The organism is Pseudodesulfovibrio sp. zrk46, assembly GCF_012516435.1.
GTDB lineage: Bacteria > Desulfobacterota > Desulfovibrionia > Desulfovibrionales > Desulfovibrionaceae > Pseudodesulfovibrio.
This window is the reverse complement of the sequence record NZ_CP051216.1, coordinates 108,318-120,469: the sequence shown is the minus strand read 5'-3', so window position 1 is coordinate 120,469 and position 12,152 is coordinate 108,318. Positions and strand designations below refer to the sequence as shown.

Annotated in this window: 8 protein-coding genes; 5 read left to right on the top strand and 3 right to left on the bottom strand. The window is 54.5% G+C overall.

Annotated elements, in window-relative coordinates:
• Positions 1-56: 56 nt before the first annotated feature.
• Both HFN16_RS00590 and HFN16_RS00585 read left to right on the top strand, forming a co-directional pair.
• A complete protein-coding gene (locus HFN16_RS00590) occupies positions 57-380 on the top strand; it encodes a thioredoxin family protein (RefSeq protein ID WP_168888851.1) in 324 nt (107 codons plus the stop codon).
• 94 nt (positions 381-474) lie between these two features.
• Positions 475-2,058 carry a diguanylate cyclase gene (locus HFN16_RS00585; RefSeq protein ID WP_168888850.1) on the top strand — a complete coding sequence of 528 codons (1,584 nt, stop codon included), beginning with the start codon at positions 475-477 and terminating at the stop codon, positions 2,056-2,058.
• A 72-nt stretch (positions 2,059-2,130) separates the two neighbouring features.
• Here the strand turns inward: HFN16_RS00585 and HFN16_RS00580 are convergent, their stop codons facing one another.
• The 3 genes from HFN16_RS00580 to HFN16_RS00570 all read right to left on the bottom strand — a co-directional run bounded on the left by HFN16_RS00580 (position 2,131) and on the right by HFN16_RS00570 (position 8,609).
• Positions 2,131-2,547 (bottom strand): MarR family transcriptional regulator, encoded by a 417-nt coding sequence (locus tag HFN16_RS00580; RefSeq protein ID WP_168888849.1) that lies wholly within the window; start codon positions 2,545-2,547, stop codon positions 2,131-2,133.
• A gap of 10 nt (positions 2,548-2,557) precedes the next feature.
• Positions 2,558-3,376 (bottom strand): sulfite exporter TauE/SafE family protein, encoded by an 819-nt coding sequence (locus tag HFN16_RS00575; RefSeq protein ID WP_168888848.1) that lies wholly within the window; start codon positions 3,374-3,376, stop codon positions 2,558-2,560.
• 394 nt (positions 3,377-3,770) lie between these two features.
• A complete protein-coding gene (locus HFN16_RS00570; RefSeq protein WP_168888847.1) occupies positions 3,771-8,609 on the bottom strand; it encodes a cadherin-like domain-containing protein in 4,839 nt (1,612 codons plus the stop codon).
• Positions 8,610-8,940: 331 nt separating this feature from the next.
• Between HFN16_RS00570 and HFN16_RS00565 the strand changes: the two genes are divergently transcribed.
• The 3 genes from HFN16_RS00565 (at position 8,941) to tmcD (ending at position 12,143) form a co-directional block, all read left to right on the top strand.
• Positions 8,941-10,293: a sigma 54-interacting transcriptional regulator gene (locus HFN16_RS00565; protein ID WP_168888846.1), complete on the top strand. Its 1,353-nt coding sequence runs from the start codon at positions 8,941-8,943 to the stop codon at positions 10,291-10,293.
• A gap of 179 nt (positions 10,294-10,472) precedes the next feature.
• Positions 10,473-10,805 carry a NifB/NifX family molybdenum-iron cluster-binding protein gene (locus HFN16_RS00560; RefSeq protein WP_168888845.1) on the top strand — a complete coding sequence of 111 codons (333 nt, stop codon included), beginning with the start codon at positions 10,473-10,475 and terminating at the stop codon, positions 10,803-10,805.
• A gap of 81 nt (positions 10,806-10,886) precedes the next feature.
• Entirely contained in the window at positions 10,887-12,143 is a 1,257-nt protein-coding gene (gene tmcD / locus HFN16_RS00555; RefSeq protein ID WP_168888844.1) for an electron transfer complex subunit TmcD, read from the top strand.
• Positions 12,144-12,152: the final 9 nt, after the last annotated feature.

Genomic DNA, 12,152 nt, shown 5'->3' with positions numbered 1-12,152 from the left:
GTGCGAACGGAGTTGTTTTATATATGGCTGTTATTGGATTAAATGGAGAGGGAAGAATGTTAAAAACTCTGGAACCACAAGATTTTGACGTGGAACTGCAGAGTAATCGAGAGCCCTTCGTGGTCGCTTTCCTCAAAAAGAATGAGCGATTCAGAAATCAGTCTCAGGCTTTGGATGAGGTGTCGCGGCATTACGATGGTAAAATCCGGTGTTATCTTTATGATACCGACTATCTCGACACGGCCATGGATCGCTTCATGGTCAAGGGTACCCCAACATTTTTGCTGTTTTCCGAAGGGAAAGAGGTGGACCGTCTCATTGGTGAGTCCGATCAGGAGACTTTGGATGAGTTTATTGGCAATTTCATGTTAAGTCGGTAAATGATAGTAGTAAGTAAGGGCCGTGGTTCTTCGTTGGCGGTGGAACCAGTGATAGCCTGATGTGGTGGCGATTTCGTCCGTGTCGGAGGACAATGTGGCTCTGAACATCTTGAATTACAAGCAGGGAGCTTCGCTCAAAAGTCTCCTGACGTTTTTCCTCTTTTTCATGGTGATCGGCTCGATTGTGTGCGGCGGTCTCCATCTCCTTTATTCTTATTATATCAAAGGTTTTGTCGGTGATCTCCTCGTTCGGGAAGAGCGTGGTGTCGCCTTGCGCAAATCTGTAATCGAAGACAGCTTGAATAGTATCGGTGATGACTTGGAATATCTGTCCTCAATGGATAGTACGCGGCAATTCATTTCCGGTCAGGACGGCTTGGAAGCCGTAGAGGCTGATTTATTTGCTTTCAGCAAAGCCAAGGGAGTATATGACCAGATCAGGCTCTTTAATGCCGAAGGCATGGAGTTGGTGCGCGTCAACAATGATGGTGGCATTCCCTATATCGTGCCGGATAATCGATTACAGAGTAAGAAGTCACGCTATTATTTCAGGGATACCATGGATCTTGATTTGGGTGATGTATATGTGTCGCCCATGGATTTGAATGTTGAAAACGGTCAGGTCGAAGTGCCGTACAAGCCTGTAATACGATTTGGCGTGTCCTTGTTCAACAAGTCCGGTAGGCCGGTGGGTGCCTTGATTCTGAATTACAAGGCTGACGGTCTGCTGGGTATGCTTCGAAAGACAGGTAATGTGACTGAAGGCCAGACCATGCTTCTCAATAATCAGGGGTATTGGTTGCTTGCACCTGATGCTGAAGACCAGTGGGGCTTCATGTTTGAGGGGAAGAAGAATCTTCGCTTCTCTGTTCGGCATCCAGCCCATTGGGCTCGCATCCACGCGTCGGATTCCGGCCAGATAACGACGGCCAACGAGGTCTATACCTTCGCAACTATCTATCCGCTTCATACCCGCTTCAGGACCAGCTTTGGTTCCAGCAGTCCAGATGAGTCCAGAGATGGATTGTTTCCGGCCAACCAGTATTTTTGGAAGCTGGTGTCTTATGTGCCCGATGTCCGGACGCAAGGGTATTCCAGCGGGATGATGTTCAAGATTTTCATTATAGGTGCAGGTCTGTTCGCCTTGTCCGGCACGATAGCATGGATTCTGTCTCTGGTATGGGCGAGGAGGCGTAAGGAACTGGGGTTTGCCTTTGAGGATGAGATGTCTAGCCCCCTGACGGGCATGACCGGGAAGAATCGCTTTCGGGACACATTGGAATTGGTCTATTCCTTGGCGGAAAAGCGCGGCCGCAGCCTGGCAGTTATTAGTGTGACCCTTGAGAATCTGTTGGAGCTGGCCGATGTGCACGGTGACAATGCGGCAGACGAACTGCTTGATCTTGTGGGAGATCGCTTGACCGAGGTCTTTATGGATGCCGACATGATTTCCCGAACAGCGTTTGCGCACTTTGCCATCCTGTTTGCTGAAGTAAGAAGCCGGAAAGAGTGTGTGGAAGATGTGGAGCGGGCAAAGGATATAATGCGGGATGAATTCATATTGCAAACTGGTGAGGTCACTGCCAACGTTTATTTCGACTTGAAAATGTACCCCGAAGACACCTTGTCATTAAAGGAATTGCAGCGTGTCGCCGAGGTAGGGGAGAGTCGCGGATAAATAAATTTCGATAATGAAAAGGGGCATATCCGGAATGGATATGCCCCTTTTAGTTGTATCTTTGGCAAGGAACTAGAATTCGCGATTCATCTTGATGAGGATGCCTTTGAGTGTCTGCCGTTCTTCATCGGTCAGGTTGGCGGTGATGTCGCGGGTGAGCTGGTTGTGCAGTTCGTCGTGCTCCTCAAAAATGAGCTGTCCTTGCTCGGTGAGTTCTACCAAAATGGAGCGTCGGTCCTTGTCGTGTGGCTTGCGTCGGATCATGCCCGCCTTTTCCAGACGGTCGGCCAGAACGGTCAGAGTGCCGGTCGTGACGCCCATGCGTTCTGCCAACTCCTTCATTCGCAGTGCCTTGTGAGTGCCGAGAATCTCCAGTGCGTGAACCTGAGGCAGGGTCAGTCCTTTGTCTCGGACGACACAATGCTCCCATGATGAGAGTTTTTCATAGAATTCCACAATGAGCTGCGTGAGTTGACCGGTGTCGGGCATGGCATCCTATTTAGGCCGGAACAAAGTCCAGGTAGAGGGTGTAGAATCCGAACATCACTGTCATGACGCCTACGGTGCGCATGATGGCTGGTTCGATCCAGGGCTTCTGCAATTTTCTGATGAGCCCGGTAACCTTATATATGGCGAAGATAACACCGGCAAGGGCTATGGCGGTGCCCACCGCGTAGCTCGCAAAGACCGAGACGGCCTGTATGGTGTTGGCCGATTCCAGCGCGTAGGAGTACATGATGGCGACCGTGGGACAAGGTACGATCATGTTCACGAAGCCGAGCGTCGCCAGCCCCCAAACGGTGGAACGCTTGGCAGAGAGCGGGGTATGATGGGAATGCCCGTGGTCATGATGATGGTCGTCGTGATGGTGTGCGTGGTCATGGTCGCAGCAGGAGTGATCGTGGTCATGCTCATGATGTTCATGGCCGTGGTCATGGTCGCAACAGGTGTGGTCGTGATCGTGGTCGTGATGGCCAGAGCAGCCACACTCGCCATGGTCATGGTTGTGCAGCAGGTGGGGACGCCACAGAAGAATGGCGCCAAGAATAATGATGATACCTGCCGTTATCAGATCGGTGATGTAGCGAATGGAATCGGGCAGGCTGGCAGACACGGTGCCGAGCAGCAAGCCAATGGCGAGGCAACCGAGGGTGGTTCCGATAATGAAGGCGGTGGTGAGGGTGAAAACGCGTTTGCCGCTTTTATCTCCGGCAACGAATGGGGCCAGGACCACCCAGGAGTGGCCGCACGGATTTACTCCGTGGATGAGCCCCAGGAAGAGACTTGATTGCAAGGCGACGAAAAAAAGGGAATCCATATAGTTGGTGCTCCTTATTGTTTGAAAGTCAAAATAAACTAGACCTAGATAGTTTGACAGTCAAGCTAAAAGAGAGCAGTGACGCAACATGTTGAAATAGAGAGATAGTTGAAGTGAGGGGGGGCTGAACGTATGGGTGCGGATGGGGAAGCCGGGGTGCCCGCTTCGTCGCCCATCCGCACCATGACTCGTGGCCGGGCCGGGGTTCAAATCGCCCGCCACGGGATTGAAGGTCGCGGTTGTTACCGATTGAATTAACCATAGCGCACGCACTGTTTCGCGCAATAAAATCGTACCGAATATAATATAGGTTTCGCCCCGAACCATTGTTCAATGATTCGGGGCGAAGTCGGTTTATAATTCCCCCCGCTTTGCGAGGGGAATCCGTTGCATATTAGGTGACGTCGATGTCTGCTGCCGTGATTTCGTCAGTGTCGGAGTCTTCACTGAACTCAATGTTGGTGATGAGCACTTCGTCTCCGGACATCTGATCATTGGGGTCGTAGAAGAGTGCGCCGGTGTTTTCGCCAACGTCACTAAGGTAGATCAGGCCGGTGGTGGCATTTTCGAAGTCATAACCGCCGGGCGGGAGCTCGTCATCGGTGGTGAGGTGGACGAATTGATCTTCATCCACGGTGCCGTTTTCAGAGGCAAGCTGGAAGGTGGCTTCGAACAGTGAGATCTGATCGGAAAGGGTGTTGAAGTCGGTAATCGTATCTGCGTCGTCGCTGTCGAGGGAGGTGAAGACGAAGGTGTCGCTGCCCTTGCCGCCGGTGAGCTCATCCTCACCAGCGCCGCCGATCAGGACATCGTCGCCCTTGCCGCCGTAGAGCTCATCGTCACCGGGGCCGCCGACCAGCACGTCTTCGCCATGGCCGCCATCCAGTTCATCTTCGTCATGGTCGCCAATCAGGACGTCATCGCCCTGACCTCCGATGAGGATGTCGTCGTCTGCGCCGCCATGGAGGTAGTCCATGCCCTGGCCGCCTTCAAGGGTGTCTTCGCCTGCGTCGCCGAAGATTGCGTCGTCGCCCTGGCTGCCACTGATTTCATCTTCATCACTGGTGCCGAAGACGGTAGCCTGATCATCGGTCGGGGCGTCGTGGTAGTCTTCGCCTGCGTAGTAGACATCCACATCGTAATCATCGCCTTCGCTGGAATCTTCTTCGTAGTAGGCATCAGGGTCGTATTCCGGATCAACCGTCAGGGATACATTGTCGAGCAGGACGCCGTAGGTGTTCTTCTCGTTACCGTCGTCGTGGTATTCAGGTTCGGTGAAGACGACCGTGGTTTCGTCGCTGTCTGCGGTGAATGCGAGCGTGAACTGACTCCAGCCTTCCATTGCTTCGGTGTCGTAACGATCCGGGCTGAAGGTTTCTTCCTGGATGATGGCACCGTCGCTCCAGACCTGAACGATGAGGGTCTCGCCTTCAGTACTGTCCGGGCGGACTGTGGCGTCAAAGCTCATGAGGTATTCTACGCCAGCCTCGGTGGCCACTGTCTGGGAGATGTAGTCCGTGGCGCCAGCGTAATCGATTTCAACGAAGTAGCCTTCATCGTTGCCGTCAGGATCAAGCACGCCGTTGAAGCCTGCCTGCCAGACCTCGATCTTGGCGTTGCCTTCGCCAATCTTGATGTTGCGCGGTGCTTCGGAGCTGGAACTGTAGAATCGACCGGCATCCCAGCCGTCAACGCTGGAAGCGTTGGCTGCGATCCAAGTGTCGCCAACGGCTGCCGTGACGTCGCTGAAGTCGCCGTTGACCAGCAGGTTGGTGGGCTCTTCGTCAGGAACTGCTTCAACAGTCAGATTGATGTCCGCTTCAGTCTCAACATAGCCGTCGCTCACAGTGTAGGTCAGGGTCAGTTCGCCGGTAACGCCTTCGTCAGGAGTAAAGGTCCAGGAGCCTTCGCCGTCGCTTTCCAGTTCGCCGTCAAGACCTTCGGCGCTCACAGAGACTACGCTCAGCGGGTCGGTGTCCGCATCACTGGCATTGGCCAGCAGTTCATCTTCGGTGAAGGTGATGGAGCCGCCTTCCTCAACGGTGTAGGTTCCGTCTGCAACTGTCGGAGCTGCGTTCGGATCAATGCTGATGACATCTTCACTGGTGGTGTCTGTAGTGACCGTAACGTCGGTGTCAGTGGTGGTCGCGGTTTCTCCGAAGACGACCTGTTCGCTGCCGTCCTCAAAGACGTTGGTGGTAACCGGAGTCGTTTCGGTTGTGGTGGTCTCGGTCGTGGTGGTCTCGGTGTCCGTAGTAGTCGTAGTGGTGGTGACAAAGTCGCCGGTCTCAACGTCACGGACGGTGTCACTGGTCACGGTGGTGTCCACGCCGGTGACTGCGCTATCCGTTGTGACAGTGGTTTCCACGCTGTCTTCAGTGGTGCTGCTGACCAGATCGGTCATGTCATCGTTGACAGTCAGGCTGATGACCGCGGGATCGGATTCCACGAAGCCATCGGTCACGGTGTAGGTCAGCTCGACTTCGCCGTTCCAGTCTTCGGCCGGAGCGTATGTCCAAGTGCCATCCTCATTGTCAGTAAGCACGCCATTCAGATCTGTGCCGCTGACAGATGCCACGCTCAAGGTGTCGTCGTCAGCATCGGCAGCGCCTGCCAGCAGGGTGGCTGCGGTGATGGTGAAGACGGTGTCTTCGGTGAAACTGCCGGACTTGGCTTCTGCCGTCGGGATAGCATTAGGATCGACGGTGATGACATCTTCACTGGTGGTGTCGGTGGTGACCGTTACATCGGTATCTGTCGTTGTCACGGTTTCGCCAAAGAGGACCTGTTCGCCGCCGTCCTCAAAGACGTTGGTGGTGATCGGGGTGGTATCGGTTGTGGTGGTTTCGGTCGTGGTGGTCTCGGTGTCCGTAGTGGTCGTAGTGGTCGTGACAAAGTCGCCGGTCTCAGCGTCACGGACGGTGTCGCTGGCAACGGTGGTGTCCACGTCGGTGACTGCGCTGTCAGTAGTGACAGTGGTTTCTACGACGTCTTCAGTGCTTGTGCTGACCAGGTCGGTCATGTCGTCGCTGACGGTCAGGTTGATGGCCGCGACGGTCTCGGCCGTGCCGTCAGAGACGGTGTAGGCCAGACTGAGATCGCCGTTCCAGTTATCTTCAGGAGTGAAGGTCCATGTGCCGTCTTCATTGTCCACAAGCTCGCCGGGGAGGTTTGTTCCGACTACGGATGTGACGCTAAGGGCGTCGACATCCACGTCGCGTGCGCCTTCAAGGAGCGTGTCTTCGGTGATGGTGAAGGAGGTGTCCTCTGTGAAGGTGAAGGACTGGTCGTCTGCTTCGGGGGTATCGTTGACGGGTTCGACATCAATGGTCACCTGCGCAGTGGCGGTGTCGCCGTCACTGTCGGTAACGGTGTAGTCAATGGTTGCGGTTCCGCTCGCATCAGCTGCCGGGGTAAAGGTGATGTTGCCATCGCTGTCAAAGCCGACCTCGCCTTCAATTTCGCTATCTTCGGCAAGGTTCGCGTCGGTCAGTTCGCCACCGAACAGGCCGGTGTCGGCATCGCCACTGTCAAAGACATTGTAGGTGACAGAGGTGTCTTCAAGCACTTCAGTCAGGGTGATGTCGCTCGCGATCGGCCCGCTGTCGGTCAGGGCAATGGAGAAATCGCCGGTAGCCACGTCGCCGTCGCTGTCAGTCGCTGTAGCGGTGACGTTAACGGTGAACTCTTCGCCTGCCGCCGTATTCACTGCCTCGACCATGGGCGAGTTCTGAGTGAACAGGTAGCCGTCGTCAGTGAGCTCGATGTCCCAACTGCCGTCAGAGGAGACGAGGATATTGTAGTAGCTGTCCCAGTGTGCGCCTTCAGCGGACAGTTCGACAGTACTGCCTTCGCTGTCTGCGCCAAAGTCAGCAGTAATGGTGCCGCTTGCAGTCATTACGCCTGCAGCTTCGACGCCAGTGGCGTCAGTCGTTTCGAGCACCGGCTCGGAGTCGGGTGCCAGAGTAAGGGACACCTGAGAAGTGGCGGTTTCGCCGGTCTCGTCTTCGATCGTGTATTCGATCACGACGGTTCCTTCCTCTCCAGGAGTCGGGGTGTAAGTGATGTTGCCTTCGGTTTCGAACTCAAGATTACCATCATGAGGCTCATCGGTTTCGACGATTTCCGCCTCGACCATTTCGGCCTCGACAAGAGTTGTCCCGTCGGGTTCGTCAGCGAGGACGTTGATGGTTACCGGTTGATTCTCGCCAGCTTCGCTCTGCTCAACAACGACAGGCTCGGCAGGGGGAGTTGCCGTGTCGTCGACGGGGGCGTCATCGCCAGTGGGGGTGTCCTCGGACTGATCGTTCTGTGCGCCGAATTGTACGCCTTCTCCTTCGTTGGAGTCGGTTTCATTGCCGTACGGATCGTAGGTCACGCTAACAACAGGATCGAACTCTTCGGCTTCGCCAGTGCCTGCACCGGGACCAACGCCCGGGCCGGCTGCGGTTTCCAGTTCGAGGAGGGCTTCGATTTCTTCTTCGCTGAGTTCGAATTCCTCCTCGTCGAACTCTTCTTCGTCACTGTCCTCCTCGGCGTACTCCATTCCAACGCCGGGCTGGTATTCGCCAGTCTGGTTGTCGATAGTTTCGTAGAAGTCAGGGGGAATGACATCCTGCGGGGTGCCGGGCTCACGGGGAGAGTCGCCCAGGATGGTCAGCGGAGCTGCCTGAACGATGGACTGGATGAAGTTGGAGGGCATTTCGTCGGGTGCGATCAGACTTCCGTCGAAGTCGACACCGGAGAACATGCCGGCCTTGTCGATGACGATCTGGTTGAAGGCGTTGCCAATGAGTACGGTGTGACCTTCGCCGAGCTGGTCGACACCGATGAATTCACGGCCCTGGTCAACCTGAATCATGACCTCGGTGCCGCGGATACCAATGGTAGCCAACGGCGTGCTCAGGTTAAACCCTTCAGGATTCGCCTTGACAATTTCACCGGAAACGACACGCATGACTCCCTTGACCATGTGGAAGTCAAGCTGGTTGTCCTCTTCGGTAAAGACGTAGTCGTCCAGTCGGACGGCTGAATCCTCACCCTGACCAAGGACAGTGTCGTCGGAGAACTTGATTTCGACGTTACTGTCGGATTCTGTGATGATTTCTTCGCCTTCAAAAACAGGCGAGCCTTCCGTCAGCAGGCGCTGATCTGCGCCATTTACGGCCCATACCGAACCAGTCATGGAAATAACGCTTCCAATCTGTTCGCCTTGTATCGTGGTATCAGCCATGATGCCACCTCCCCCAGGCTATAAACTGGTATATTCTTCCTATTAATAGAGTAGTCACTATATGGCCACTAGCAAGACGATTGTTCGGAAAATAACGGGAAAGGGCTTGACAAAAATAATCAATAATTATGGTTAATTATTTGTTATAATTACTACACTTTGAAGAGGGGAATAGCGAAATAATTGGTTTAAAATGATTATTGTTCGGCGTTATGTTTTGCGGGGCATAATTATGGTGTAAACCAGGGGTGGCGTATTTTGCTGCACTTTGGTATAAAAGACTCACGATCATCGTTGTTTGTGGGTTAAACCTCTTCTGGAGATACACTGCGTGACCCCGACCGGACTTCCTCAGGACATACCGCTCGAATCAGTGCTTGATTCTGTGCCGGAAGGTATCTTTACCGTTGACCTGGATTGGAACATTACGTTCTTCAATCAGGCTGCGGCTGAGATTACTGGTGTGCCGTCAGGCGAGGCGGTAGGCCAAAAGTGCTGGGAAGTGTTGGCTTCTAACGTATGCGATGGTGGATGCCCCATGCAGCCATGCCTGAAAGAGGAGCAGGCTGTGGTGGGCAAGTCCGGATTTGTCCTGCGGGCAGACGGTGAAAAGGTCCCCATCGGGATTAGTTCGTCACCGCTGCGTGACAAGAGCGGCAAGATTGTCGGCGGGGTGGAGAGCTTTCGTGATCTGTCGTCAATTCACCAGCTTATGCAGAAAGTGGAAGAACGATATTCGGTGGAGGACATCCGGACCAATAATCCGCACATGATCAAGACCCTCCAGATCCTGCCTCCCATTGCCCAGTCCACCTCCACTGTTCTGCTGCTCGGCGAGTCCGGTACGGGTAAGGAATTGTTCGCCCGCGCCATCCACAATCTTTCTTTGCGCAAAGACGAACCGTTTATCGCGGTGAACTGCGGCGCACTCCCCGGAAATCTGCTGGAATCAGAGCTCTTTGGTTATAAGGCCGGAGCCTTTACTGATGCCAAAAAAGACAAGCCGGGCCGAATTGAACTGGCGCAGGGCGGTACTCTCTTCCTGGATGAAGTGGGTGATATGCCTTTGCCGCTTCAGGTCAAGCTTCTGCGTGTGTTGCAGGAGAAAGTGTACGAGCCTTTGGGCGGCGTAGAGCCGCAGCATGCCGATGTTCGCTTTGTTGCCGCTACCAACCGCGATCTTGAGGAAATGGTCCATAAGGGCGAATTCCGGCAGGACCTTTATTTCCGGCTGAATGTTGTCCGTATGGACATCCCTCCCTTGCGCGAGCGTACCGAAGATGTCCCGCTTCTTATCAATCATTTCATACGGATGCAGAATAATCTCAAGGGGAAATCCGTGCGTACGGTTTCCGAGAACGTGAACCGTATCCTCTTGAGTTATGATTATCCCGGTAATGTGCGCGAGTTAGAGAATATTATTGAATACGCCTTCATCCTTTGCGCAGGGGAAATGATCGAGACCAGCCACCTGCCGAGCCATTTGCAGCCCGGTAAGGATGAGTCTGAGCCGGAATGTGGTCCGGGCGCCATCAAGCTCAAATCCGGCATGGCAGGGCACAAACATCAGGCTGTGCTCATGGCTTTGGAACGTCATAATGGCAATAAAAGCGCGGCGGCGCGTGAGCTTGGTATTTCACGTGATACGGTTCGGCGCATATTGCAGCGAAGTGCAGCAAAATAATGCAATTGAGGTGCACAAAGTGCAGCAAAATGCGTCGAAAATAACGAATTTTAGCGGTATGAAATTGCGACAACTTGTCGTAATAAATGGATAAACAAATGTTTGGAACGGACTGTGCGTATACAAGTGTGTCGCCTGTCCGTGAAATTGAATCGGCCTAGGAAGCAAACTCAGGAATTATGGATATCTGTATTGCTGGCTATCAAAACCGGGTGGCGACCCTGCTGGAAACAGCAACGGAATTGAGGTTGTACACGCTCGAAGAAAGGGATGTGGTCCGCAGCGGCATGACGGCCATGCCGGTGGCAGGCGCCGCCGCCCTTCCGAGCTACCTCAAGGCCATGGGTGTCGAAATCGTCATCTGCGGCGGCCTGGGAAAGGCCGTTAAAGACGGGTTTGAAGCCATGGGCATACAGGTCATCCCCTGGGTTAAAGGTCCGATTGAAAGCGTTCTCTCCGCTTATCTAGAAGACCGCATGGACTCGATGATCATGCCCGGTCGCAGAGGATAGTCTCTCCGCACGATACGATTCCCGACCCCTCGTTGAAGAACGGTTCGTCATTTCGGCGAACACGCAACCCAAGGGGGTGTTATGGGTAAATCCAACTGGGATTGGGAGGTCGGCCAAAAGACGGTCGTCGAGTCTCTTTCCCCAATGCAAGGGCATGGCTGGCAGGAAGAGCCGTACGTCTCTGACGACGGTGAAAAGCTGGCCGCTATCGTCCAGGTAGACGAAGGTGAATTTTCCATCCGCGTTAATGATGGCGTTTGGGAAAATACCTTCGAAAAAATCTGGTATCCGCGATTTTCTCCCGACGGCAGACTTACCGCACTGTGTCAGCAGGACATGGAGTGGGGTATGGCCGTGGAAGGCGAAATGGTTGGCGAAACAACCGATTACGTCTGGGATACCAAGTTCAGTGAAGACGGCTCCGTCATAGCTAACATGCACAAGGGCATGGAGCAGTACGGCGTAGCCATCAACGGCGAGCCGTGGGAAGAGCTCTTCGAAAATGTCAACCAGTATGCGATCACTCCTGACGGTAAGCACTCCGTTGGCGTGGCGCAGGTCGAGTCTCTCGGACAGGCTGACATCGAAGGGTTCAAGAAGGGCGTCTACACGGTCGTCGTCGATGGTAAGCGTTGGCCGGGCAAGTACCTCAACGTATGGGCTCCGACTTTCGACAAGACCGGGCTTCGCGTGGCCGCACAGGTCCGCACCGCAGTACACGACTACACCATCGCCGTAGACGACCAGCCGTGGAACGAAATCTTCAACCAGGTATGGGAACCAGTCTTCCATCCCAGCGGCCAGTACGTGGTCGCTCCGGTCCGTGTTGCGGGCAAGTGGGGCGTGGCACGCGACGGCGCAATGGCATGGAAGCCCCGTTATCTGCAGTGTCTGAATCTGACCTACTCTCAAGACGGCGAAAAGTTGTGGGCCATCGTTGCCACCAGCTACGGGCAGTTCACCGCCTGTTGTAACGACGCTCCCTGGGGTGAAACCTGGCCTGTCGTCACCGACCTCGTGGTCAGCCCCGACGGCAACCGCGCAGCAGTCCTCGCCAACAAGGCCAACGCCGATTTCCGTATCGTGGTTGACGGTACTCCCTGGTCCGGCATCTACGACATGGCGTGGCCAGCTACGTTCTCCGCAGACAGCAAGAACGTCGCAGCCATGGTCGAGCAGGGTGGTCGCTACAAGATTCTGGTCAACGGCAAGGAATTCAGCCGCGACTTCGATCGCTGCTGGTCCCCGATCTTCAGCGAAGACGGCACCAAGATCCTTATCCGTGCCCTCGAAAACAACAGCTATGTCCGCATCGTGGCGGATGTGGCCCAATTCTAGGCGGAGGGA

Bases quoted from the DNA above. Each gene is read 5' to 3' on its own strand.
- HFN16_RS00590 (WP_168888851.1), top strand. From the start codon at position 57: ATGTTAAAAACTCTGGAACCACAAGATTTTGACGTGGAACTGCAGAGT.
- HFN16_RS00580 (WP_168888849.1), bottom strand. From the start codon at position 2,547: ATGCCCGACACCGGTCAACTCACGCAGCTCATTGTGGAATTCTATGAA.
- HFN16_RS00575 (WP_168888848.1), bottom strand. From the start codon at position 3,376: ATGGATTCCCTTTTTTTCGTCGCCTTGCAATCAAGTCTCTTCCTGGGG.
- HFN16_RS00570 (WP_168888847.1), bottom strand. From the start codon at position 8,609: ATGGCTGATACCACGATACAAGGCGAACAGATTGGAAGCGTTATTTCC.
- HFN16_RS00560 (WP_168888845.1), top strand. From the start codon at position 10,473: ATGGATATCTGTATTGCTGGCTATCAAAACCGGGTGGCGACCCTGCTG.
- tmcD (WP_168888844.1), top strand. From the start codon at position 10,887: ATGGGTAAATCCAACTGGGATTGGGAGGTCGGCCAAAAGACGGTCGTC.